This is a genomic window from Mycolicibacterium aromaticivorans JS19b1 = JCM 16368 (genome assembly GCF_000559085.1).
GTDB lineage: Bacteria > Actinomycetota > Actinomycetes > Mycobacteriales > Mycobacteriaceae > Mycobacterium > Mycobacterium aromaticivorans.
The window spans coordinates 5,412,246-5,436,859 of sequence record NZ_JALN02000001.1 but is presented as its reverse complement, the minus strand read 5'-3'; the positions used below and the strand labels follow the sequence as shown (position 1 = coordinate 5,436,859).

The following is a 24,614-nucleotide window of genomic DNA, read 5'->3' as shown; positions in this document are numbered from 1 at the left end:
AGCACCCACTGTGATCGGTGCCCGTGCGGGAGGCAACAACCACTCCCGCTGAGCGGGGTCACGCTGTCCGCGGATGAATGAAGACCGCTTCCGCGCGCACTGTGATCCCGTCGGCCGTCGACAGGTGCCCGACCGCGTAGGTCTTCACACCCGCGATCCGGTCGACGTGCGCCTCGGCCCGAACAGGTCCCAGCCGTGTCCCCGACTCGTAGCGCAGCGTGAGCGTTCCGGTGACGGCCGGCCTGCCGGGTTTGTGCGCAGTCGCCCCGAGCACGTGATCGAGCAGCAAGGCGCAGATGCCGCCGTGCACGTGCCCGGGTGGTCCCTCGTAAGCCGCCCCCAGCGTCACCTCTGCCCAGACCCTGCCGTCGGATTCCCGGTGTACGACGAGCGGCGGCGCCAACGCGTTGCGCAGTCCGATGACCGCGTTGCCCCACGCCCGGGGGTTCCCGGATGCATCCAGTTGGACCCCGAACGATCCGGGAATCACGCTACTGCTGAGTTCGTCCGCGGCGGCGTCGATCTTCGCCTTCGCCGACGCGACTCCGTCGAAATCGGCTTGGCTGCGGATGGTGGCATCGACGAGTCTGCGCACGGAGTCCGTCAGCGACGCGTACAGCACCTCTGCCGCGTCATCGTCGTGCGGTCCGGCCACCCCGACCATTTTTCGGCCGGCGCGGGTGCCGCGCAATGCGGCATCCCGACCAGCGGTCGGCAAACCGCACTCCGGTGACCTGGGTTGATACCCTCAGCGGGTGACCGAGCCCGAATCCGGCGCCATGCCGTCGCTGTCCGCGACCGGCTGGGCATTGCTCGGGATGCTGTCATACGAGACGGAGCTGTCGGGTTACGACATCCGCAAGTGGATCGACTGGAGCATGCGCTACTACTACGGCAGCCCAGCGTTCAGCCAGATCTATTCAGAACTCAAGAAGCTCGAGAAGGTGGGTCTGCTCACGTCCCGGGTGGACGGCGCAGGCACGCGGAACCGCCGCCTGTACAAGATCACCGAGGCCGGCATGGAAGCGGTCACTCGGTGGGCGCGGGAAGCCCCACTCGAGCCGCCGTCCCTGAAGCACCCCGCGATCCTGCGAGTGACCCTGGGCCACTTGTCCGATCCGGCGTCGCTCAAACAGATGCTGCAAGAGCACATCGCCTACATCGACAGGATGCAGCGCGACGCCGCCAAGGAAGCTCGATGGGCTGCCGCGGATCCCTCGTGGGCGTACGCCAAGATCGCGCTGGACTGGGCCGATCGTTATTACGAGTCGGAGCGGGAACTGACCTTGAGACTGATCAAAGATCTCGACGAAGCCGAGGCCAACTTCCCGAAAGTCGGCGAGGGCGGCAAGATTCCGTGGCCAGATCCGGCCTATTGGTACGAGATCGAACGGAAAGCCGACGCCGAAGACGCCTAGGTCCTCCCCGCCGCGTCCAGGGCGGCGATATAGCCGTATACGAGGCCTTGGGCGATCGTCGCACCCGCGCCGGGATAGGTGCTGCCGAATGCGTTGGCCGCCGTGTTGCCGATCGCGTACAAGCCATCGATGACGGTTCCGTCCTCGCGAAGCACCCGGGCTCGGTCGTCGGCGCGTAGGCCGCCGCAGGTCCCCAGATCGCTCAGCACCATTCTCACCGCGTAGAACGGTCCCTTCACCAGCGGCCGCAGATTTGGGTTCGGGGTGATCGTGGGGTCACCGTAGTACCGGTCGTATGCGCTGCGGCCGCGCTCGAAGTCGGGATCCTCGCCGGCGAACGCATTCTCGTTGAAGCGGGTCACCGTCGCGGAGAAGTCGTCGACGGGCACCCCCATCTTTGTGGCGAGATCGCTGAAATTGTCTGCGCGAATAGCGATTCCGGCGTCATACCAGGCCTGAGGAATCGGCATCCGGGGGAATAGCTCGGCAGCGAACACGTAGCTGTTGCGGTATTGCTGATCGAAGACGATCCACATGCTTTCCACCGGGGTCCCGGCGGCTTCCAGCTGCAGGACACGTTGACCGAAGCTCATGTAGTCGGCGGACTCGTTGGCGAACCGGCGGCCGTTCTGGTCGACGATGAACGACCCGGGCAGCGACCGCTCGGCCAACATGACCGCCGGGGCCGCGTCCGGCAGGGGGGCGACCGCAGGGAACCACCATGATTGATCCATCAGCGAGATGTCGGCGCCCACGTCCTGGCCGATGCGGATCGCGTCACCGGTATTGGATTCCGCACCGAGACTGAGATTTCGGCCGAGAGACTCGGATTGGAACTTCCACCGCATGTCCATGCTGTGATCGAATCCCCCCGCGGCGAGGACCACGCCGCGGCGCGCGGTGACGGTAACGCTGTGCCCGGAGTGTTCGAGGACGGCGCCGGTGACCCGGCCGCCATCGGTCATCAACTCTTTCAGTGCGGTGCTGAGCCAGATCGGAACTCCGGCACGGATCGCACCCGCGAACAGGCCGGCCGCCAAGGCCTGGCCCCCGGCTGCGTAGCGCCTGCCGAGGGCGAGCCCACCGACTCCCTGCGCGAGCCGCTTGAGAATGGTGGGCAGCCCCTTGCGGGGTACCCGGCTCATGAGGTTCATCCAGCGGTAGTCCGCACCGGTGGTCGGCATCGGAATGCTGACCTCCATGATTCCCGGACGGAGGTCAGGCAGATATTCGCCGAGAATCGCGGTGTCGAGTGGGCGGCACTCGCACGTTCGTCCGGCAGCTGACCCACCCGGCGCTTCCGGGTGGTAGTCGGAGTATTCCTTGGCCCAGAACAGCTTCATCGGAGTTGTGCGGCGAAGCATGTCCACCGTTGCCGGCAGGTTTTTCACGTACGCCGCCGAGCGCTCCTGGGGTGCCGAGTCGGCTACCACCGAGTCGAGGTACGTCTGGGCCCGGCTCGCTGTGTCGACGCCGCCGCATTCCGCGATCACCGGGCTGGCGGGCAGCCAGAGCGCCCCACCGGATCGTGCAGTCGAGCCGCCGACGCGCGAAGACTTCTCCACGACGAGAACCGACAATCCCCGCTCGTGGGCGGCCAGGGCGGCGGCGAGCCCGGTGCCCGACCCCACCACCAGAAGGTCTACCTCGGTGTCGGCGATGGTCAACCCGGTGGGGACGGTGTTGTGGCTGGTGGGGATCACAATTGTCGACGATAGGTCTGCGCGGGGAAATTCTGAATCCCGCCTCCCTTTGAGCGGAACGCAGACGTTCGCACGGCGTTTCTGCCACGTTGAATGGGGACATCAGCCCGCGGATCCATCGATGAAGGACGGACGCAGATGACGACGCATGCCGAGGCCGACGACGTTCGCTTGATCGAGGCCGGATCGGTACCCACCCGATTTGCCCGGGGATGGCATTGCCTGGGTCTGATCCGCGACTTTGCAGACGGGAAGCCGCACCAGATCAACGCGTTCGGCCAGAAGCTTGTGGTGTTCCGCAGCCAGGACGGTGCCATCAACGTTCTCGACGGCTATTGCCGGCATATGGGTGGTGATCTGTCCCAGGGAACGGTCAAGGGCAACGAGATCGCCTGCCCGTTCCACGACTGGCGCTGGGGAGGCGACGGTCGGTGCAAGTCGGTGCCCTACAGCAAGCGCACCCCGCGGTTGGCGCGCACCGCCTCATGGCCCACCTTGCAGCAGGACGGCATGCTGTTCGTCTGGAATGACCCGGAGCGGAAAGCGCCGCCGGCAGATGTGACGATCCCTCGCATCGAGGGCGCCGGTAGCGACGACTGGACCGATTGGCATTGGTACACCACCGTGGTGAACACGAACTGCCGGGAGATCATCGACAACGTCGTGGACATGGCGCATTTCTTCTACATCCACGGATCGCTGCCGACCCATTTCAAGAACATCTTCGAGGGCCAGGTCGCGACGCAGTACATGAACAGTGGCGGCCGTCCCGATATCGGGGAGCCCGGCGAAACCCAGATGTTGGGGACGACGTCGGTCGCGTCCTACCACGGCCCGTCGTTCATGATCGACGACTTGACCTACCACTACACCAATGTCGACCATCACACGGTTCTGATCAATTGCCACTATCCGATCGACGCGAATTCCTTTGTCCTGCAATACGGCATCATCGTCAAGAAATCGGCCGAGCTGCCTGACGACCTTGCCATGCAGACGGCGATCGGCCTCGGGGACTTCGTGAAGATGGGCTTCGAGCAGGATGTCGAGATCTGGCGCAACAAGACCCGGATCGACAATCCGCTGCTGGTGGAAGAGGACGGTCCGGTATACCAGCTGCGGCGGTGGTACGAGCAGTTCTATGTCGACGTCGCCGATGTCACACCGGATATGGTGGACCGCTTCGAGTTCGAGCTCGACACCACACAACCCACCGCGGCGTGGATGAAGGAAGTGGAGGCCAACCTGGCCACCCAGAAGGCGGCATCCGGGTCAGTGGGGGGATGATGACGGTCCGCCCAGATGTTCGCCTCGGCGACTCGCCGATGGTTCCGGTGACGTGTGTGCGTTGTGGCGCCGGCGTTGAGGTCCGAAAGAGTAGCTGGAATCAGACCAGTGTGCAGTGGACCGCGTCGGCTTTGGGTCGATGTGAAGAGCGCTGCAGCGCATCGCAATTGGCGGCAAACGGAAGGGGCGGTCTCTTCCTGGCGTGCTCGGCCCTCAGTGGTTCGATCGTCGATGCCGTGAAAGCGGGGACTGTTCCCGTTCTCGACACCGCCCTCTGATCGATCCGATGATCATCTCCATCCCGATTCGCAGCGCGGATTGAAGGCGGGCGAAATCGCCATCGTCAACCCAGTGCACGTAAGCATGCCTGCATGCCTGAATTACCAATTGGGCAGGCAACTCTCGTGAAAACGAATCGGTGCCGAGGTCGAACCGCGCGTCGAGGAAATCGGTGATCGGCGTGGCGAGGTCTTGGCCCCAATCCAGCCAACGCAGTCGATACTGCGGGTCGCTGAGCACCAACGCCATAAACGCGCGGTCGACTTCGAATTGACCGCGCTTGGGGATTTCGCTGCCGAAGGCGCGAACCAATACCTCGACGGGGTCGAAGGCTGATTCTGCCTCGGCCAGCGTGCGAATGCTCAGACTGCCGAACTTGCCGAACAGCGGCAGGATGACGTCTTCTTTGACAGGAAAGTGGCGGTGAAACGTCCGAGGCGCGATGCCGACGACCTCACAGATTCGCTCCACGGTCGCCGAGAAGGATCCGTCGGCGAGGAAGATGTCCCGGGCCGCCACGGCGACTTCGAGCCGCAACTCCTCGGCGCGCCGCTCCGTCAGTGTGGCCGGCTTACCGGTCAATGCCATCCTGTCGTCCCCTTATGTGACCAGCCTGGTCATCGTAATCCCGGTGAACCCGTGCGCTTTGCTCCTCGCCGCGGGTCTCCCGCTGACCGGGAATCGCGCGGTGACGCGCGTTACACCGTCGATAGCGTACCTGTCAGATTCTGCCACACAGGCTGAATCTGACTCAGCCCTGAGTCGAATGCTCCTAGGAGGATCCAGTGTCAACCGCTGCCGCAGAACCCGGCACCACAGCCGATGATCTGAACTACGACGACTACACCCATGACTTCATGGGCAAAGTTGGCAACATCCAGGACTTCTCGCGCGACTTCCTCGTCGGCTTGGCCCGCGTGTTCGAAGACGTCTTGAACTTCATGCCGTACGCGCACGTGAAGATCTACTCAGAGAAGGTGGGCATCAACGCGGCCATGGATGTCGCGGCCGCGGTGTCGAGAGCAGGAATGCGACAGGTCATGCCGATGGGCCGGTTCATCGCCCCGCCGGGTTGGGATTGGAAAGACGCTCAGTACCAGGCTATTCCATTCGACGTGCAGACCGAGGACCTGACCAAGCCAGCATTGATTCGGCTCATCAAGACGTATTGGGACCAGTACCTCAAGGGACACAACTACTTCATCGACCAGTGGACGAAAATCATCCCCGAAGAAGAAGTTTGGTTGGGTCTGCCGGACATGTACCAACTGATCATCGACTACCAGTACCCGAAGCTGGCGAAGGTCTTCAAGATCGAGCCCGTCCATGTCGTGGACTTCCTCAAGCTGGCGGTCTTGAGTATCGACGGCACCCTCGGATACGGCGGCGAGTACATCGTCTACAACCCGGACCATGTGGTGCTGAACATGCGCCGCTGCGAAGTCCTGCAGAAGTACACCGACGAGGGCCTCTACCCGCCGGCGCGGGCGTGGATGAACTGCACCTTCGAGCAGCGCATCTCTGCACCGTTTTTCCCGGGCTGCAATCTGGCGATCAATCTTCCGCCTAAGGATTTCAAATTCGCGAAGGGCGAACCATTCTGTGTGTGGACCTACACCCGCGGTGAAGAAAACCATGCCGCGGCCGCAGCCGCGCCGGATCCGCGCGCAACTGCCATGCAGCGCATTCCGCTCATGGACGTGACGGTGTCGAAATGAGGCGGCAGGCAATACTTTCGTGCTGATCTGACATGCATGCCCGCCGGCTCGGCTCAGCACATCGCAGGCAGTGCGCACTTGGCCGCCTGGCGCTGCTCCGGAGCGGAGGGCTGCACCGGAGGGTGTGCGTCGGGTGCGACCGGCGCCTGTCGGGACGGTTGCTCCGGAGCCGGCTCGGGTGCCCGGGCAGGAGCCTGGTGAACGGGTACCTGACGGATCGGGGGGTCCTGAGGAGCCTCGGACTTGGGTGCGGGAGCGTTGGCCTTCGAAGCCTGGACGCTGGGTGCGGGCGTGTCGCGCGCGGGTTGTTCCGGAGCTGCGCGCTGTCGCGGCTCTTGTTGAACAGGTGCGGCTGGAGGGTCCTGTCGGCCTGATTCGGGCGCCTGCGGCACGGCGTCGGCTCGGCGTGGAGTGGCATCTTGCAGGGCAGGAGCCGCCACCGGGTCGGGCCGAGTGGTCGGTGTCGAATGGGCGGGCGGCGCCACGACCGGATCGGGAGTGTCAGCCTTCGGCGGTATCGCGGCCGGCGGGCCTGAAGATTGGTCGCGATCTGGTCCGCGGGGCGCATCGGCCGGCGCGAGCTCGGGCTTGCCCTGAGGCCGGGCGGCTTTCGGTGGTGTGTAGGCGGGTACAGGCGAAAGCTTGGGTGTGTTGAACCCGGGGGACACCTTCGAGGGTGCTACGGCCGGGGCGGGTTCCGTCAAAGCCGGTGGTGCCGCTGATGGTTGATGGGCTGCGTCGGACGATCCGCGGAGCTCGTCGAGCGTCTGCACGTGCCGTGCATCGATCGGGATGGTGACCCGCGGGTTGAGTTCGCCGGCGAAATCACGAGCGGACTTGTCCGCAAGGTCCTTCATCAGAGGCCGTGCATCGGTCGCCTTGCTCGTGGAAATGAACTGTGTCAGAGAGGCATTCAAGTTGACCACCGGGGCCGAGGCGTGAATGTCGACGTCGGTGACCGGGCGCGGTCCGGGAATCGGCGCCCAGTCACGGTTTCGCGGATTGTGCCAGTCGCGGTTCAGGTTCCAGTCCTGGTACAGATTGCGGTTTACGCCGTGAGCCTGGTCCCACTGGGTGCGGCGGTACACCGGGTCGTTGCCCCGGAATCGCCACTGGTAGTACTGCTCGTAGGGATGGTGGCCGTTGTACCAGTCCTGGTTTCGCGGGTCACCGGCGTGATCCCGGCGCTGGCCCCAGTCGTTACGCCCGTCCCGGTCCCAACCGTCGCGGTCGTAGCCGGCCCAGTTGTAACCCGCCCAGTTGTACCCCCAGTGGTCATAGCCCCATCGGTCATAGCCCCATCGGTCGTACCCCCACCTGTCGAAGCCAAGGAAGTCGTAGCCGTAGCGGTTATAGCCGCCGAGGTCATAGTTGTACCAATCGCCTGCGTCGTAACCGTAGAGCTGGTCCCACGACGGGTCGTAATACCCGAGGTCGCCCAGGTTCGGCGTCAGGGGTGGGGCGTAAGGCTGCGGCCAGTCTGCCAGCGGAGCATCCGGAACACCGGGCGGCGGCAGGGTCCCCGACTCATCAGTGATCGGGTACCCCCAGCTGGGCGCGCTCGCGTTCATCAACGCCACGTCCGGTGTCTGCGAGGGATCGTCCGGGGCGGTGGCCAACGGTGTGGCAGTTGGCACAGGCAGCGGAGGAAGTTCTTGTGCCGAATCGGGGGTGTACTGCTGAAGTTCCTGTGTCAGTTGTAAATACAGGTTTTGAAGGCTGGTCCGCTGCGGTGATGCCGACAAGTAGTCCAAGTTCTGCTTGGCTTGATTGAGCGAATTGCGTGCGTCGGTCAGCTGATCGGGTGTGGGTTGCTGTCCGCTGGCGAGGATGTCTTGGGCCTGCTTGAGATCGCTGACGACGGCGGTCAGCGCTACATCTTGGGAGTGTTCGGGAAATACCGACTTCTCGACGCCCCACAGCGCGCCGCCCGGCGATGTTTCGTACGTCGCGCCAAGCACTCCGGCCACCAGCACCGCCGACAGCCCGCCTGCGACTGCCGCCTTTGCGCGCCGCGAGCGTGGCAAGACCCAGCGCCTGCGCGAGGGTGGTTCGTGCTCCGGCTCGCTGAACTGCAGAATGTTCTCGTGGATCGGTGGGGGACTCAGAGTCGTCATGGGGGCCTCCTGACAACGACCGATGGCCGTGGTTGCGTCGCTCCCGACCACGCGATTGTCAATGCTTAGATGCTCGCCGGCTCCAGCCCGCCAGGTTTACTAAGCACAACTAAAATCTACGCAGCGCTGCCCCGCGCGCCAACCTCGCCGCACGTCTCTCATCAAGTCACAGCTCACGCATAAGGACACACAGGATGGTCCGGCGATTGCGTTCGGCGGTCAGTTGCCGAAAATCTCCAGGGGTCCGACGTAGCCGCGGTTGGCTTTGATCCGTTGGGACATGCGCCAACTGCCGTCGCGGGTTCGACGCCAAGTGTCGTGGTAGTCGCCGAGCGTATAAAAACGAACCGCCGGATCGGCGGTCGAATTGAGATGGATGTCGCGGACGTAGGCGAGGCTGGTAGCGGTGTCGCCGTCTACCTCGACGATGACATTGCCCAGCAGATGTTGAGTGGGGCCGCAATTGTCGAGATAGCTGCGAATCAACTCAATGATCGCCGCGCTTCCCGCCAGCGGGCCGGTGCCGAAGTCGCCGAACGCGTCGTGAGTGAGAATCGCGGCCATCGTCGACCAGTCGCGTTCGTCCATTGCCCGCGCGAAGAGGATCAGCGCGCGTTCGATGGCACGTTCGTCGAGCAGGAGCGTCAGAGCATCTGAATCCATGCCTGCGGTCCTCCCTCAGCTAGGCGTGCGCGCCGCCGTCGAGACGGATTTCGGTGCCGGTGATGAAGGCGCCGTCATCAGAGGCAACCATAGCGACCACAGACGCGACCGCGCTTGGATCGCCCAGGATTTCGTTGTCTTTGCCGTGAAGAAGCGGAGTCTGTTTGGTCCATAGGCCGAGGTCGTACCCTTCGGGCATCTTGTCCAAGGTGCTGTTGGCCAACGCCGTGGATACACCGCCCGGTTGGATGTTGACCGCGCGCAAACCCTGTTTCGCGTATTCCAACGCCAGCGAGTGCGTGAAGCTGAGTATCCCGCCCTTGCTCGCCGCGTATGCCGCCATGTACGGGTGGGCGAAGGTCGCGGCGGTGGAGGTGAAGTTCACGACGACGCCATGGCCCGACTTCAGCAGCGCGGGCAGCGCTTGCCGGGTCATGAGGAACGTTCCGGTGAGGTTGACCGCCAGTGTGCGGTTCCACTCGTCCAAGCTGGTTTCGTGGGTATGCGAACAACTCTGAACGGCAGCGACGTTGATCAACGCCTCGAGTCCGCCCATCTCTGTCACCGCCGTGTCCACCGCAGCGATGACCTCATCCTCGAGCGATATGTCCACGACGGCCGTGGTGAGGCGCTTGGCTGTTCCGGCTTCCTCGGCGGCGGCGGTGGTTGCCGCCAGGCCGGCCGCGGAGATATCGAACGCGGCGACCGCTGCGCCCTCGTCGAGCAGGCGGGCCACGGTCGCGGCGCCGATACCCGAGCCGGCGCCGGTCACGATCGCGCGCCGGTCTGAGAACCGTTGCATCTCACTGTCCTTTTGCTGCTTAGGCCCTTTACTACTCAGGCGAATTGGAATGCGCTGATGGGCGCCTCGTCGGGGTAGCTCGTCGGTCCGCCGAGGTCGTAAGCGGAGTTGAGGGCCGCGATGAACTGCGGATCGTGCAACGGCTCGCTCGGCACATCGAGTGCGATGCCCTTGCCTTTGAGGTCGTCGACCATCATGCCGATCGCGCGTTCGATCGTGATGTCGTCGGTCCCATCCATGTTCTTTTTCAGTTCGTCAAAGTCGGAGAACACTTCGGCCGACCAATGCACGAGGAACCTCAGTTCGTCGGTGTGGTGGCGGGCGATGACATCGTCGCCGTTCTTCAACAGCCATTGATCGCGGTCGGCGGGGTCGCCGGCGAAGACGGTGTCGAATGCCAATCCGGCCGGAACCTGTTGGTCCAGTGGGCCATTGGCTTCCCCCCGATGCACCATCATCTCGTTCTGCACGACCACCCCGCGGTTGTTGATCGGGGGCAGGACGCGGGCGGGAGCCTTGAGCGGGCCGTCGGGCCAGTAGGTGAACCCGGATCCTTCGTCGAGGGAGAACCAGGTGATGACCTGGGCCATCTTGATCAGGTAGTCGGTGAACAGCCCGGACTTGCCCATCACGCTGCACAACCAGGTCGGCGCATTCTCGTGACGCACGCCGCGGAAGCTCGGCGAATCCAGGTGGCCGGGGTCGCGGTTGGCGCAGGGGCCGTTGATGTTGAACAGCATCATCTCCGGCTTGGCGTATTGCGCGTTCCAGTAGTTCTTGGCGTGCCCGATGAAGTCGGCGTTGTAGAAGCAGTCGTGCAACTCGGGGTAGAGGACGGTCCCGTAGTTGGCGAGGTATCCGCGGAAGGTCGGCGTCAGGAACAGGTCCAGCGAGGGCGTGAAACCCTCGGGGAACGCGCCGCTCATGGTGGCCATCAGTTCGTCGGCGGAGGCGAAGTGCTGGGCGATGATGAGCTTCCACGGCCCCTGGCTGTGCACGACATCGAGCAATCGCCGCCGTTGATCAGGGGTGTAGATGTCGGCGATCTCCCGCGGCGGGGCCACCGGACGCAGGATGTCGGACAGTTCCTGACGCTGCTCATCAGTCAGCATGATGATCTCCTTCGGTGCTGAGTCATTCGATTGTGGTGGGTGTCGAGTTGGACGATCCGGCGATCGTCCGTTGATCGGGAGGTCCGCTTTCGGTGCCGAGATGGCGGAATTTCGCGCGCAGCAAGGCACCGATCTCCGCGATCGCCAGGCGGCCCCGCGCGGTGGCATCGGACCGCATCAGGAAGCCGTGGTACACGCCCGGGTAGCGAGTGAGCGTCGTCTGCACGCCGGCATCACGCAGCCGCAATGCGTACCGTTCGCCCCAATCCCGGATCGGGTCACACTCCCCGGTAACCACGATGGCGGCCGGCAGGTTGCGCAGATCCTGTGCATAGGCCGGGATTTGGTAGGGATCCCGCGGCACCCCAGCTCCCTGGTCGACCAGTTCGTGCATGTACAGGATGTCGTCGTGGCGCAGCATCGGTGCATCCGGCATCGAGGTGATCGACGTCGCACCCATGTCCCGGTCCAGGCCCGGATAGAGCAGCACTTGTGCGGCGATGTCGGGTCCGCCGTGATCCCGCGCCGCCAATGCGACAGCGGCAGCCAGCGATCCGCCCGCACTGTCGCCGACCACCGCGAGTCGGCCTGCGTCGAGACCGAGGGAATCGGATTGTGTCGCAACCCATTCGGTGGCGGCGTACGCGTCGTCGAATTGGGCCGGTGGTGGCGCCTCCGGTGCCAGTCGGTAGTCGACCGATACCACCGCGGCGCCGCTGGCGTGGGCCAGCGCGCGTGCCAGGGGTTCGAACGAGTGATTGCTTCCCATCACCAGCCCGCCGCCGTGGAGGTAGACGAGCACGGGTGGGAAGGGTTCGGTGGTGGGCCGGTAGAGCCGCAGCGGGATCGGCCCCGCCGGGCCCGAAGCCGCCAGATCGTCGATGCCCGCCATCGGCGACATATCGGGCAGCGGTGCCGATTCCAGGCCGGCCCGCACTGCGGCCAGACCCCGGATACGCATCGGGGGGAGCTCGCCGAGAGAAGCGACGCGGTCTGCGGCGTCCGGGTCAAGTTGGGGGAGCACGTCAGTTCTGCGCGGGGTCGAATCGGCGTTCGGTACGTAACCGGGGCGGCTCCTGGCTGGTCAAGACGCGGGCCCGCTCCGCCATCGCCGACCCGACGTAATCAGGCTGAGTGAGCAGGTAGAACCGGCCCTCGGCGGCTTGTTCGAACACCACTTCGGCGGCCGCGATCGGATCCATGGCCTCGGCTTTGATGTCCAGCATGGCGGTTCGCTGGGCCTCGGCGGCACCGGCGTCACCAGAGTTCACGCCGCCTGCGGACTCGAAGATGTTGGAAACCACCGCACCTGGCAGGACCGCCTGCACATGCACATGGTGATCGTGCCCGGCGGACTTGACCTCGAGGTGCAGGCACTCGGTCAGCGCCAGCACGGCATGCTTGCTCATGATGTAGGGCGCCTGCAGCGGAACCACTGCGACGCCGCCGATCGAGGACAGATTCCACACCCATGCCGGCGCGTCGGTGGCCATCATCCTGGGTAGAAACGCCCGAACTCCGTAGAAAACACCGCTGATGTTGATGTCGACGACGCGCTGCCAGTTGGCCACGGGGGTGTCCCACAGGTAGCCGAACTGTTCCACACCGGCGTTGTTGACCAGCAGGCGCACATCGCCGATATCGCGGTAGACAGTCTCGGCCAACTCTTCGACCGCGTTGGCGTCGCGCACGTCGCAGACCGCCTCGACCGCGGAACCGCCTGCCGCGGTGAGTTCTTCGCGGAGCGCCGCCACTGCTGCGGCGTCGACGTCGGCCAGGACCACAGTCATGCCCAGCCGGCTGGCCTGACGAGCCAAGCCCGCACCGATCCCCGCTCCGGCGCCGGTGATGACGGCGACTCCGCCGCCGAAGGTTTCGCGTGCGCTCACGCGGGGGTGCTGGCGGAGGCGTTGGCGGTGTGCTGCGCGAGCGGCACGGAATCCTCGGCGTCGAGGACCACCGTCATCGAGGTGAACACGAGGCCGTCGCTCGCCCGGCGGATGCCGGCGTCGACGACGCCACTGGATACGGCGAACGGAACGTTGTTGGTGATCTGGTTGACGAACAGATAGAACCGGACCGAGGTCACATCACCGTCGACACCGGTGCGGAAGATGTTGGTCGCGTGGTGGCGGCAGGGGTACGGGTTCTCGTTACGGTGCTCGGTGAGCCAGGCGCGGGTTTCCTCGCCGCCGTGAAGGTCGGCGGCGAGGAGATGCTCGAATGGGCAGTTCCCGGAATCCGAACGGCTCAGGTACTGCATCTCGTCGCCGATACGGGCGTCCACCTCGGTGAAGTGGCCCTGGTCGTAGTGATACCAGAAACCCGCGATGAACTCCTGGACCTCGGACAAGGCGATCTCGTTGCTCATGACGAGGAGTCAACCCCGGATGTGGCGCCAGTTACACCGGTGATGACCGTTGAGTGGAACACCCGGGGCCGGGTCAGCGACTATCGGCGATCAGGCCCCACAATCCCTCGGCTCCCGCAGCGGTTGCCGCGGCCGCGATCTGCTCGTCCCAGTGGCGCACCGACCCGTATTCGGACCGCCACGCCAGCGCCGCACGGGTGAATTCGTGCAATCGATGTTCCCGGGTCGTGCCGATCGCACCGTGCACCTGGTGGGCGTTGCGGGAGACCACCGACGCCGCATGGCCGGCGCAGGAACGCGCAGTGGCGATGAGGAAGTCGAGGTTCGCCGAGTCCCATTCTGTTGCGACGGCCACGTCGAGTGCCGCCTCGGTGGCGGCGCGGGCGAGCGCCGCCTCGGCAGCGGCATCCGAGATGAGATTCTGGATCGCCTGGAACTTGGCGAGCGGGCGGCCGAATTGCACCCGGGCGCAGACGTGCTCGATGGACAGCTCCGCGGCGCGTTCGAGCGCCGCGCACACCTGGATCGACCTCATCAGCGCCGCCCTGTGCTTCAACCGCCTCACCAGCGCGTCACTGATCGGCTCTCCGGCGGTCGCTGCGAAGTCCGCGCGGACCGTGTCACGAGGCTCACCGATCAGATTGGCACCTTCGGTGATCGACAGCGTGGCGCGCTCGACGTCGGCAAGGCGATACTCGTCACCGGTCCACCACACCACCACGATCCGATCGGCCTCGGCAGCCCACGGAACGGGTGCATTCCGCTCGACGTCGCCTCCCGGGAGGTGCACTGTGCGGACGGCGTCGCCGACTGGCCGGCCGAGGGCCTCCAGCAACCAGCATGCCAACAAGTCGTGTTCGCCGACGGGAGTGCGAATCCCATGGCGTACAGCGGCAGTCAGCAGCGCGGCCGCTTCATGCCAGCCCGCCCCACTGCCGCCCGACTGCTCTGATCCGGTGAGCCGCGCCAATCCGAGGGATTCCAGACGGTGCCACAGAGTGCGGTCAAGGGCGGCGCGTCCGCCCGGTGGATGCGCGGGTCCGCTGCGTCGGTGGTCGGCGAAGACGGCGTCCATCATGGCGACCAGGTCCGGGTCGACCGCCGGGGCCGCGTGTACCGAGAGGTGGGTTGTGGTCATCGAATGCCCAATCCGCGTGCGATCACGCCACGTAACACTTCGTTGGTTCCGCCGCGCAAGGTGAAGCCGGGGCGCTGGTCGACGGCGTCGGCTACCAGTTGCACCCATTCGCCGGATTGCTGTGCATCGCAATCGGTTTCGAGGTCGGCGAAGTCTGCGATGTCACCTTCGACGGTCGTGCCCAACACCTTGACGACGGAAGCGGCCACATCGCAGCTCTCCCCGCGCTGCAGCGCGCCTGCCACTGCCGTCGACATGTGGTGAAGCCCGGCGATGCGAGCCACCAGTCGACCGAGTTCGCGATCACCGGTTCCGCGCGGCGCGCCGGTGGTGTCCGCCGCGTGCGCCAGGAGGGGAAAGGTCGACAGGAAGCGTTCGGGGCCGCTGCGTTCGAAACTCAGCTCCGAGGTGACCTGAGTCCAGCCTTGCCCGATCTCACCGAAGACCATCGCGTCGGGGACGAAAACGTCGGAGAGGATGACCTCGTTGAAGTGATGGCCGCCGTTCATCGAGACGATAGGACGAACGTCAATCCCAGGACCGTGCAAGTCGACGATGAATTGGCTCAGTCCGGCGTGGCGGTGCGCAGGGTCCGCGGCGGTGGTGCGGGCCAGCACGATGAACGCATGCGCGCGGTGAGCTCCGGACGTCCAGACCTTGGTGCCGGTCAACGACCAGCCGCCGTCCACCCGGGTGGCGCGGGTGCGCACGCTGGCGAGGTCGGATCCAGAATCCGGTTCGCTCATCCCGATCGCGAAGAAGCACTCGCCGGCGACGATGCGTGGCAGGAGGTGCGACTTTTGGTGCTCTGTGCCGTATTTGAGCAACGACGGCACAATCTGTCGATCGGCGATCCAATGAGCCGCAACGGGGGCGCCCGCGGCCAGCAATTCCTCGGTGACGACGAATCGCTCGTGAAAAGAGCGCCCGTGACCGCCGTAGTGCCGGGGGACGGTCATGCCCAGCCAGCCGCGCTTGGCCAATGTCGACGTGAAGCCTTCATCCCATCCGCACAACCATGAGTCGATGGACGGTCGGAACGCGCCGGCGGCGAGCTGGTCGGCCAGGAAAGCCCGCACTTGCGCCCGTAGCGCGTCCGAGGTGGCGTCGTTGCGGACCGGTGGTACCAACCGGGGCATCGCAGTTGTCATGTCGTCCTCCACTTCGCGATCCGGCGCTGGTGCTCGGAGTCGTGGTGGGCCAACGGCTGCATTGCCGCGGCCATTGCCAGGGTGGATTCCAGCGATCCGGAGATGGATTCCTGCAGAAGGCGTTTGGCCATCCGCAGGGCATGAGGAGGGTTCACCGCGATGCGTTCGGCCAGCGCCCGTGCTTCGGTGAGCAGGTCATCATGTGGCACGACGCGGCTGACCAAACCCCATTCGAGTGCCGTGCTCGCATCGATCCGGTCGCCGGTGAAGGTCAATTCGGCGGCCCTGGCGTACCCGACGGCACGCGGCAGGAACCACGTGCCGCCGTCGCCGGGGATCAAGCCCAGCTGGACAAAGCTCTCGGCGAACGATGCGCGTTCGGAGGCGATCCGAATGTCGCACATCATCGCCAGGTCGCAGCCGGCCCCGATGGCCGCACCGTTGACCGCCGCGATGAGCGGCACTTCGAGACGGCCGAGCGCCCGAGGGATGCGTTGAATACCGTCGATATAGGCGCGGCGTTGATCGATCGCGTCCAAGCCGAACATGCCACGGCCGTCGGCCATGTCCTTGACATTGCCGCCGGCGGAGAAGATTTTCCCTGCGCCGGTCAGCACGATCGCACACACCGCAGTGTCGCGGTTCGCCGCATCGACAGCCTGCTCGAACGCGGCGATGACAGCCGGATCGGTGATGGCGTTGCCGACCTCCGGCAAGGTGATGGTCCAGACCTGAACTGTGCCTTGCGTGGTGACGTCCAGCGGTGACGTCATGCGCCCGCCCTGAGTTGAAGGGATTTCGTCTGCAGGAATTCCTCGAGCCCGAACCGTCCCAGTTCGCGTCCGATGCCGGATTTCTTGTAACCGCCGAACGGTGCAGCCGGGTTGTAGGGCCCGCCATTGATATCGAGTTGGCCGGTCTGAACCCGGCGGGCGAAGGCGATCGCGGTCTCGTCGTCGGCGGCCCACACCGCGCCCGACAGTCCGTAGGGAGTTCCGTTGGCGATGCGCAGCGCATCGTCGGCGTCGGTGTAGGGGATGACCGCCAGTACGGGGCCGAACACCTCTTCCTGGCCGAGCTCGGATTCCGGGTCGACGTCGGCGAAAACTGTTGGAGCTAGGAAGAATCCCCTGTCCCGAACCGGCTCTGCGCCGCCGGTCACCAATCGGGCGCCTTCGCGGGCGGCCCGCTCGATGAAACCGCGCACGGTGTTGAACTGCGACCGCGAGGCCGACGGACCGATGCGGGTGGCGGGATCCCAGGGGTCGCCTACGGTGTAACGGGCGACGGCAGCCTCGATCTGATCCAGCGCCTCCCCATAATGCCGCTGTGGCACCAGCATCCGGGTCCAGGCCATGCAGGTCTGGCCTCCGTTGAGAAACGCATTGCCGACCCCGACCTTCACGGCGGTGGCCAGGTCCGCGCCGTCGAGGATCACATTGGCCGATTTGCCCCCCAGCTCGAGCGCGACCTTCTTGATCGATTGACCGGCCAATTCTCCGACGCGCGACCCGACACCGGTGGACCCGGTGAAGGACACGAAGTCGACATCGGGGTGAGAGGCCAAGCGCTCACCGATGACCTGGCCCGGGCCCGACACGATATTGATGACGCCGGGCGGCAGCCCGGCCTCTTCGCACGCTTCGACGAACGCGAACACCGACAGGGGCGCGTCGTTGCTGGGCTTGAGCACGACGGTGCAGCCCGCGGCGATGGCGGGCAGGACCTTGGCGACCACCTGGTACAGCGGGTAGTTCCACGGTGTGATGGCACCGACAACCCCGTACGGTTCCCGCAGCACCAGGGAATTGCCGATGCGCTCCTCGAAGGCGAAGCCGTCCAGTGCGTCGGCGAATCCCTTGGCCACCGCCAACGGAACCTGGGTCTGAACCGTCTCAGCGATGCGCACCGGGGCGCCCATCTCCGCGGTGATGAGGTGGGCGATGTCGGGCAGACGTTTCTCCATCGCGTCGATCACAAGGTGGAGTCGATCGCGACGTTCGTCCACGCTGATCAGCGGATCGAATGCGCCTCGCGCTGCGTGAACCGCGGCGTCGACGTCGGCGGCCGAACCGTTGGGCACGTGACCGATCACCTTCTCGGTAGCGGGATCGATCACATCGATCACCCCGCTGCCGGCCGGGTTAACCCAGCGGCCGTCGATGAACAGCGTGGGGTGCTCGTAGGTAGGCAAAACGAATTCTCCTCCGGTCGTGATGGTCAGGGAATCAAGCTGGCCCGGATGTCCCGCTTACCGTCGGCAGCGGCGAACGCATCGTTGATGTCGTCGAGCGGGTAGGAGGCCGCGGCGAGCCGCTCGAATGGCAGCGAGTGCTGATGGTGGTCGAGGAACGTCAAGGCGCGGGACAGCACTGCCGGGTCATACAGTGACACCCCGACCATGGTCTTGTTGGAGAACACGAAGCGCGAAGGATCGAAAGCGAACGTCCGGCCGACGTTGATGTTGCCGATCTCGACATAGCGGCCGAACTGTCCGAGCATCTGCAGACCCTCCTCGATGGCGGAGGGGTGTCCCACGACTTCGACCACCACATCGGCGCCGTGGCCGCCGGTCAGCCCACGCACCGCTTTCGCGCGATCTTTCGGAGTGCTGATCTCGTTGAGGTCGAGCACGGTGTCGGCGCCGAACGCTGTTGCGAGTTCGAGTCGCTCTGACACGCCGTCGATTGCGATGACGTTTGCGGCGCCGCGCGCTTTGGCCACGGCGATCGCATAGAGTCCCAAGGCTCCTGCGCCTTGGACCACGACGTGTTCGCCCAGCTGCAGGTCGACGCGTTCCAGTCCGTACATCACCTGCGACAGAGCGCAATTCGCGCCCGCGGCGATATCGTCACCCACGCTGTCGGGAACAATGTAGACAACCGCGCCGGCCGGCAGCAGATAGTAGTCACCGTAGCCGCCGACGAAATAGGGCGGCTCGTCAGCACGGCCCAGCATGGCCATCTTCAGGTTCAGGCACGCGTTTCGTCGGCCGGCCAGGCAATTCCGGCAGGTGTGACAGCAGAAGAAGTAGGGGAACACCACTCGGGCGCCCTCACCCAGTGGTTTGCCGTTGGAATCGGCCGAGACCCCCGAGCCCAGCGCGGCGACGGAGCCCACCATTTCATGACCGAGAACGGTCGGCAGCTGGCCGCCGAGCCCTCGCGTCGCGAACGTGCCGTGCCAGGCGTGGACGTCGGACCCACAGATGTTCGCGCGCAGAACTCGGACCAGGATCTCTCCCGGGCCTACCTCAGGGAGGCTGACGGTCTGGATTTCGAACGGCTTGCCGGGTTCGTCAAAGCGCGCGATGCGGCCCTCATACACGTGGGGAATCCCTTTCGATTTCGGAGTGATCGACGCTGAACCGCTGGCGCAGATCGCGTTTGAGTAGTTTCCCGCTCGGGTTCTTCGGCAGAGAGTCGACGAAGAACACCTGCTTGGGGGTCTTGAACCCGGCGAGGTGGTCGCGGCAATGACTCAGGATCTCGGCTTCCGACGGATCGGCTCCGACGCGAGCGACCACCGCGGCGACCACGGCCTCCACCCAGACCGGGTGCGGAATGCCGAACACGGCCGCTTCTTCGATCCCGCTGTGCCGGTAGAGAACTTCTTCGACCTCACGGCTGGCGACGTTCTCGCCCCCGGTCTTGATCATTTCTTTCTTGCGGTCCACGACGTGGAGGAGCCCGTGCTCGTCGTAGAAACCCAGATCCCCCGAGTGGAACCAGCCGCCGGAGAAGGCTTGGGCTGTGGTTTCCTCGGCATCGAGGTAGCCGAGCATCAAATGTGGGCTGCGGTGGGCGATTTCGCCCACGGTTCCGGCCGCGACGGGGTTGTCCGCCTCGTCGAGGATGGCGGTTTCGACATTGACGACCGGCCGTCCGGCTGCCCCGGCATGTGCATCCTGCTCGTCGGGTCCCAGCGCGGAGGCCAGGGGAGCCATCTCGGTCTGGCCGTAGAAGTTCCACAATCGGAGGTTGGGCAGCCGCTGTCTCATCTCGTACAGGATCTCGGTGGGCATCGGTGACGCTCCGTAATAGCCTTTCCGCAGACTCGACAGGTCCACCTCGTCGAACACCGGGCTGCGCAGCAGACTGATCCAGACAGTGGGCGGCGCAAAGTAATTGGTGACGCCATGGCGCTCGATGGCGCGTAACACCAGTTCGGGATCCGGTCGAGGAACGATGATGCTGGTGGCACCGAGATAGATGTCGGTGGCCAGGAAATTGTCCAACTGAGCACAGTGATACAGCGGCAGGGAGTGGACTTCGACGTCATCGCCGGACATGGAGCCGGCCACGATGGTGCTGATGTACTGCCACATCAAGCTGCGGCTGCTGTGCATGACCCCTTTGGGCCGTGACTCGGTGCCGCTGGTGTACATCACGCGCAGCAGTTGATCGTCATCGATGCGGACATCGGGTGCCGGGCTGGTCGTGGTCAGCCAGTCGGCGAAGTCCGGCCAACCGGCAGGCGGGGCCTGTCTGTCGGGTGTCAGCGCAACCTTTGTGGTCACCGTCCGGCTGATCGCCATCGCCCGCTCGGCGACGGGCACCAGGGCGGTCTCGACGATGAAGGCGGAGGCATTGCTGTGCCCGAGGATGTAGGCGACCTCTTCGGCGGTCAGCATGAAATTGATCGGTACGAGAACCACGCCGGCGCGGGCGGTGGCGAACGCGAGCACGGCGTACTGCCAGCAATTGCGCGCCAACAGCGCAACGCGATCGCCCGGGCGCAAGCCGTTGTCGTGGAACGCTGCGGCGGCTCGGTCCACCAGGTGGTCGAACTCGGCGAAGCTGAGCACCACGTCACCATCGATGATGGCGGTCTTGTCCGGCTGCTTGCGTGCCGACCGCCGCGGGATGTCGGCCAGGCTGTGGCTGCGGGCACGGGCGATGACCGTGGCGAGGTCGTCAGAGTGCATGAGCCGCAGGGTAGGCAGGTCGACGGCGGAAATGGTGGTTGGTCTCCCGCTCAGTAGACACGCGGGCATGGCGGGTGGCGCCGCCGTCCGATACTCGAGGCATGACCGTTACCACTGAATCGTCGTCATCGGCAGACAGCGCACCGGATCCGGCTGTCCTGCGCGCGCATCTGCGTCAGGCCGACCCCGGCGTTCTGGTTGCGGTGCTCGCCCAGATGACCGGTGACGCATCGGTCGTGGACCGGTACGCCGGCAAGATCGACCACGTCCCGGACCCGCCGGAGCGGGCAGGAACCACCGATCCGGCCACCGCGGACGCGCTGGCCGACGAGATCATCGCAGCGCTCGGTCGCCCCCGGCCGGTGGGCGCGATCGCCGCGGACGATCGTGCGCTGTTCGCCGCCCTGTTGCCGATCGCGCTGGGCAGCAGTGTCGACGACGAGCAGGTGGATCTGCTCCTCGAGCAAGGTGGTTTTCGGCCCTCGCAACCCACGCTGCCCCGCACCACGCCGATTCCCTCGACAACGACGATGGCGATCATCGGTGCCGGCATCGCCGGTATCGCGGTCGCGCTCGCGGCGGCCGAAGAGGGCGTGCACTTCCAGATCTACGACCGCAACAACGAGGTCGGTGGCACGTGGCTGACCACGACCTACCCGGGCATCGGCGTGGACACGCCGTCGGCGTACTACTCGCTGTCGCGGGAAGTGAACCCGGACTGGTCGAACTACTACCCGGAAGGTGCCGAATACCAGGATTATCTGGTGGCCCTGGCCGACAAACACGAGCTGCGCCGCCACATCCGATTCGGTACCGAAGTAGAAGCGCTGTGGTGGGACGAGCAACGGCAACAGTGGCAGATCCACGCACGCGCCGCCGACGGCGTCCGAACTGTCGACTATGCCAGCGTCGTCGTCACCGCGGCCGGGTACCTCAACCGGCCCCGATTCCCGGACATCAAGGGGCGAGACACGTTCTCCGGAACCAGCATTCACTCAGCGCTATGGGACCCCACCCTCGACCTCGCCGGGAAGAAGGTGGCGGTCATCGGGGCCGGGTGCACCGCCGTGCAGATCGTCGACGCCTGTGTCGACCAAGTCGAACACCTCACCGTCTTTCAACGGCAGCCGCACTGGGTGGCACCCCGCAAGCGCCTCTCCGATGAGGTGCCCGAGCACCGGCGCTATCTGGGCCGGGTGCTGCCGTTCTACGCCATGTGGCACCGGCTCAAGTCGTACTGGGGCACAGCAGACAACAACTATCCGATCATCCTGCAGGATCCCGAGTGGTCGCAGACGCACCTGTCGATCTCCCCGGCCAACGACGTGTTGCTGCAGATGTGTCTGGACTACATCGAGCGCATGTTCGGGGCCGGAACGGAATTGGCCGGCAAGGTCACCCCGGACTTCGCGCCCTACGGCAAGCGCATCATTCGCGACCCCGGTGGCTATTACGCCGCGCTGACCCGCGAGCATGTCGACGTCGAAGCCAGTGAACCCGCCGAGGTGAACGCCGGCGGGATCGTGACGGCCGACGGCCGCCAGATCGACCTCGACGTCATCATCTATGCCACCGGCTACCATCTCGACTTCTTGTCCACCGTCGACATCCGCGGCCGCGGCGGCAAGACGTTGGCGGGGGAGTGGGGGGACAGTCCGCGTGCCTACCGAGGCGGAACCGTGCCGGGATTCCCGAATCTGTTCATCACCTCGGCCCCCAACTACAGCCCAGGGCACGGAGCGGGCGCCAACTTCTCCATGGAGGTCCTCGCTCACTACATCCTGGAGTGCCTGCAGCTCATGGCCTTACGCGGCGCGACGACGATCGAGGTGACCGAGAAAGCGTTCGAGGAGTACGTCGCCGGTATCGACCAGGCGATGCAACGCACCGTGTGGTGTCACACCCCGAACGCCCACACGTACTACCGGTCGGAATCGGGTCGCGTCGTCGTCGCCACCCCGTATCGACTGGTCGACTTGTGGCAGCAGCACCGCGCTCCCGTCGAAGAGGATTTCGTGCTGCAATGAGTCAGATCCTTGCCGGCAAGACGGCGTTGGTGACCGGAAGCAGTCGAGGGATCGGGCGGGCGATCGCCCAGCGCCTTGCCGCTGAAGGCGCGACCGTCGCGGTCACCGCCCGGGCCTACACGCCGTCGCCCTCGCTGCGGTCCGGGCACGCCGAGGCTCTACCCGGCACCATCGAGGAGACACTCGCACTCATCGAAGAGGCGGGCGGGAAAGCTTTCGGTCTCGCCGCCGACCTGGAGGATTCCGCAGCGCGTGACCGGCTGGTGGATGCGGTGGTGGACCGCGCCGGCCGTATCGACATCGTGGTCAACAATGCGGGGTTCGCCGACTATTCAGTGGTCGAAGACATGTCCCTGGAGACGTTCGATCGGACCGTCGAGCATTACCTGAGAACACCGTTCGTGTTGACGAAAGCCGCAGTGCCCCATATGCGTCGGCAGGGGGCAGGGTGGATCGTAAACATCGGCTCAGTTACCGGAGTGGCACCGGTTCGGCCGTACCGCGACTACAACAAGACCGCGGGCGACGTGATCTACGCGTCCTGCAAGGCGGCGCTACACCGGTTCACCCAGGGCGTCGCGGCCGAATTGCTCGACGCCAATATCGCGGTGAACTGCGTTGGCCCGTCCACGGCGGTGCGCACTCCCGGTGCGGCGTCGCTGATTCCGGACAGTTTCCCCACCGAGCCGGTCGAATACCTTGCCGAGACCGTCTTGGCGATGTGCCACCTACCTGCCGAGCAGCGCACGGGTCTGGTGGCCTTCAGCTTGCATTACCCGTGGTCGCAACATCTTCCGGTGCATTCGCTGGACGGGGTCACCGCGTTGCCGCCGCTGGAACCACCGGCGACGGCGAACCCGAATATCGTGTCCGCCGGGATCTGACAAGCTGCCGGGCCTTAGCTCAGTACGGGGCCGTCGGTTCGGCAGAAGCTGTGACACACGCGGTCTCGGACGATCATGTCGGTCGTCTCCGGATCGAACCAGCGATCCACCACGGCCCAGTGGACGGGGTGCATCAGATAGGGCCCCATCAACCCGTCCACATCGGTGAACTCCTGCTCGAAGACGTGAGTCCAGCTGGTGGTCCCGATCGCCTCGTCGACTCGGCTCAGTTGCCATGCCCGGATCGTCGACACATATGTGGGCATCATCGCCAGTTCTTGCTCGAATGCGCTGACCTGCTCCGCCGGAACCTCGGGTGGCACACGGAGCAACAACGCTCGGTACACCGTGCCGGCGCCGCGATGCCGGGGAGTTCCCCGATATGTCACACCGTTGACGTTGGTGATTGCCGGATCGCGGAGGGCATTATCGAAATTGCTTCGGGCCCAGGCATTCAGGTCCGCGAACCGAAGATGCACCAGGATGTCGCCGCCGTTGCGTGACCCCGACTCAGTTGGTTCGACCACGGCCCGCAGTGGCCCGCCGGCTTCGGCTGCCTTCCGCAAGGCACTCAGAACCCGTGGGCGCTCCGGTTCGACCACATCCACCAACCGAGTGACCCCCACCGTCGGGCTTCCATCACGCGGGGCGGGCATCGGCGCCGAGGTCTCGGCGCCATCGATATCCTGGCTTCGCGTCGCCACGCTGCGGCTGCGCTCGACCACGAGCTCTGCGACACCCTCCCACCAGCGAGCGACCGTAGGATCGGGCCGAGCCCGCCAGGTCATCTGCCACCACGCTTGGGGGCTGGGCAATGACCAGGTGATCGTGACGACGTTGGGTCGGTCGTCGAAGAGGATCGGTGGACTCACGAGTACATCGCGCAACTCCATGCCGCGGTCCGTGGCGCCGGGGGCGTAGCCGGACAGGTAGGAGTCGATGAAAGTCTGTGCGCAACCCGGGGCGGTGACCACGCGGTCGATGATGAACACCTCGGCCATGGTCGCGACGCTACGG

The 24,614-nt window shown here is 65.2% G+C and carries 23 protein-coding genes; 6 read left to right on the top strand and 17 right to left on the bottom strand.

Features of this window, described 5'->3' with window-relative positions:
* Positions 1–58: 58 nt before the first annotated feature.
* Positions 59–664 carry a PaaI family thioesterase gene (locus Y900_RS26015; protein ID WP_051660277.1) on the bottom strand — a complete coding sequence of 202 codons (606 nt, stop codon included), beginning with the start codon at positions 662–664 and terminating at the stop codon, positions 59–61.
* Positions 665–779: 115 nt separating this feature from the next.
* On the opposite strand from Y900_RS26015, the gene Y900_RS26010 reads away from it, so the two are divergent.
* Positions 780–1,418 carry a PadR family transcriptional regulator gene (locus tag Y900_RS26010; RefSeq protein ID WP_036347853.1) on the top strand — a complete coding sequence of 213 codons (639 nt, stop codon included), beginning with the start codon at positions 780–782 and terminating at the stop codon, positions 1,416–1,418.
* Here the strand turns inward: Y900_RS26010 and Y900_RS26005 are convergent.
* Positions 1,415–3,121, bottom strand: coding sequence for a 3-ketosteroid-delta-1-dehydrogenase (locus Y900_RS26005; protein ID WP_192827547.1), 1,707 nt, complete (start codon positions 3,119–3,121; stop codon positions 1,415–1,417). The two genes, Y900_RS26010 and Y900_RS26005, sit on opposite strands and share 4 nt — an antisense overlap.
* Positions 3,122–3,259: 138 nt before the next feature.
* On the opposite strand from Y900_RS26005, the gene Y900_RS26000 reads away from it, so the two are divergent.
* Positions 3,260–4,408 (top strand): 3-ketosteroid-9-alpha-monooxygenase, oxygenase component, encoded by a 1,149-nt coding sequence (locus Y900_RS26000; RefSeq protein ID WP_036345314.1) that lies wholly within the window; start codon positions 3,260–3,262, stop codon positions 4,406–4,408.
* A complete protein-coding gene (locus tag Y900_RS33175; RefSeq protein WP_081845363.1) occupies positions 4,408–4,686 on the top strand; it encodes a ferredoxin in 279 nt (92 codons plus the stop codon). The genes Y900_RS26000 and Y900_RS33175 overlap by 1 nt, the downstream gene beginning before the upstream one ends.
* On the opposite strand, the gene Y900_RS25995 is transcribed toward Y900_RS33175, so the two are convergent.
* A complete protein-coding gene (locus Y900_RS25995) occupies positions 4,622–5,275 on the bottom strand; it encodes a TetR/AcrR family transcriptional regulator (protein WP_051660276.1) in 654 nt (217 codons plus the stop codon). The two genes, Y900_RS33175 and Y900_RS25995, sit on opposite strands and share 65 nt — an antisense overlap.
* 197 nt (positions 5,276–5,472) lie before the next feature.
* Between Y900_RS25995 and Y900_RS25990 the strand changes: the two genes are divergently transcribed.
* Positions 5,473–6,405 carry a hypothetical protein gene (locus Y900_RS25990; RefSeq protein ID WP_036345313.1) on the top strand — a complete coding sequence of 311 codons (933 nt, stop codon included), beginning with the start codon at positions 5,473–5,475 and terminating at the stop codon, positions 6,403–6,405.
* A gap of 53 nt (positions 6,406–6,458) precedes the next feature.
* Here Y900_RS25990 and Y900_RS25985 read toward each other — a convergent pair whose 3' ends face one another.
* The 13 genes from Y900_RS25985 to Y900_RS25925 all read right to left on the bottom strand — a co-directional run bounded on the left by Y900_RS25985 (position 6,459) and on the right by Y900_RS25925 (position 20,686).
* Positions 6,459–8,522 (bottom strand): hypothetical protein, encoded by a 2,064-nt coding sequence (locus Y900_RS25985; RefSeq protein WP_051660275.1) that lies wholly within the window; start codon positions 8,520–8,522, stop codon positions 6,459–6,461.
* A gap of 219 nt (positions 8,523–8,741) precedes the next feature.
* The gene (locus Y900_RS25980) at positions 8,742–9,185 is read right to left on the bottom strand and encodes a nuclear transport factor 2 family protein (protein ID WP_036345312.1); all 444 of its coding nucleotides are present in this window, start codon (positions 9,183–9,185) and stop codon (positions 8,742–8,744) included.
* Positions 9,186–9,204: 19 nt separating this feature from the next.
* The gene (locus Y900_RS25975) at positions 9,205–9,987 is read right to left on the bottom strand and encodes an SDR family NAD(P)-dependent oxidoreductase (RefSeq protein ID WP_036345311.1); all 783 of its coding nucleotides are present in this window, start codon (positions 9,985–9,987) and stop codon (positions 9,205–9,207) included.
* A gap of 35 nt (positions 9,988–10,022) precedes the next feature.
* Positions 10,023–11,099, bottom strand: a complete 1,077-nt coding sequence (locus Y900_RS31870) for a hypothetical protein (protein ID WP_036345310.1) — start codon at positions 11,097–11,099, stop codon at positions 10,023–10,025.
* Positions 11,100–11,121: 22 nt separating this feature from the next.
* Positions 11,122–12,060 carry an alpha/beta hydrolase gene (locus Y900_RS31865; RefSeq protein WP_109751267.1) on the bottom strand — a complete coding sequence of 313 codons (939 nt, stop codon included), beginning with the start codon at positions 12,058–12,060 and terminating at the stop codon, positions 11,122–11,124.
* A 64-nt stretch (positions 12,061–12,124) separates the two neighbouring features.
* Positions 12,125–12,988, bottom strand: coding sequence for an SDR family NAD(P)-dependent oxidoreductase (locus Y900_RS25960; protein WP_036345308.1), 864 nt, complete (start codon positions 12,986–12,988; stop codon positions 12,125–12,127).
* Complete coding sequence (locus Y900_RS25955; RefSeq protein ID WP_036345307.1) at positions 12,985–13,470, bottom strand: hypothetical protein; 486 nt, start codon at positions 13,468–13,470, stop codon at positions 12,985–12,987. The genes Y900_RS25960 and Y900_RS25955 overlap by 4 nt, the downstream gene beginning before the upstream one ends.
* 73 nt (positions 13,471–13,543) lie before the next feature.
* Positions 13,544–14,608 carry an acyl-CoA dehydrogenase family protein gene (locus Y900_RS25950; RefSeq protein WP_036345306.1) on the bottom strand — a complete coding sequence of 355 codons (1,065 nt, stop codon included), beginning with the start codon at positions 14,606–14,608 and terminating at the stop codon, positions 13,544–13,546.
* Complete coding sequence (locus Y900_RS25945) at positions 14,605–15,759, bottom strand: acyl-CoA dehydrogenase family protein (protein WP_036347846.1); 1,155 nt, start codon at positions 15,757–15,759, stop codon at positions 14,605–14,607. The genes Y900_RS25950 and Y900_RS25945 overlap by 4 nt, the downstream gene beginning before the upstream one ends.
* Positions 15,756–16,532: a crotonase/enoyl-CoA hydratase family protein gene (locus tag Y900_RS25940; protein ID WP_036345305.1), complete on the bottom strand. Its 777-nt coding sequence runs from the start codon at positions 16,530–16,532 to the stop codon at positions 15,756–15,758. Before Y900_RS25940 ends, Y900_RS25945 begins: the two co-directional genes overlap by 4 nt.
* Positions 16,529–17,953 (bottom strand): aldehyde dehydrogenase family protein, encoded by a 1,425-nt coding sequence (locus Y900_RS25935; protein WP_036345304.1) that lies wholly within the window; start codon positions 17,951–17,953, stop codon positions 16,529–16,531. Before Y900_RS25935 ends, Y900_RS25940 begins: the two co-directional genes overlap by 4 nt.
* Positions 17,954–17,979: 26 nt before the next feature.
* Positions 17,980–19,086, bottom strand: a complete 1,107-nt coding sequence (locus Y900_RS25930; protein ID WP_036345303.1) for a zinc-binding dehydrogenase — start codon at positions 19,084–19,086, stop codon at positions 17,980–17,982.
* Positions 19,079–20,686 carry an acyl-CoA synthetase gene (locus tag Y900_RS25925; protein ID WP_036345300.1) on the bottom strand — a complete coding sequence of 536 codons (1,608 nt, stop codon included), beginning with the start codon at positions 20,684–20,686 and terminating at the stop codon, positions 19,079–19,081. The genes Y900_RS25930 and Y900_RS25925 overlap by 8 nt, the downstream gene beginning before the upstream one ends.
* Positions 20,687–20,787: 101 nt before the next feature.
* Between Y900_RS25925 and Y900_RS25920 the strand changes: the two genes are divergently transcribed.
* Together Y900_RS25920 and Y900_RS25915 are read left to right on the top strand one after the other, a co-directional pair.
* Positions 20,788–22,713, top strand: coding sequence for a flavin-containing monooxygenase (locus Y900_RS25920; protein ID WP_036345298.1), 1,926 nt, complete (start codon positions 20,788–20,790; stop codon positions 22,711–22,713).
* Positions 22,710–23,597 (top strand): SDR family NAD(P)-dependent oxidoreductase, encoded by an 888-nt coding sequence (locus tag Y900_RS25915; protein ID WP_036345296.1) that lies wholly within the window; start codon positions 22,710–22,712, stop codon positions 23,595–23,597. Before Y900_RS25920 ends, Y900_RS25915 begins: the two co-directional genes overlap by 4 nt.
* Before the next feature lie 14 nt (positions 23,598–23,611).
* Here the strand turns inward: Y900_RS25915 and Y900_RS25910 are convergent, their stop codons facing one another.
* A complete protein-coding gene (locus Y900_RS25910; RefSeq protein ID WP_081845246.1) occupies positions 23,612–24,598 on the bottom strand; it encodes a Dabb family protein in 987 nt (328 codons plus the stop codon).
* Positions 24,599–24,614 lie beyond the last annotated feature (16 nt).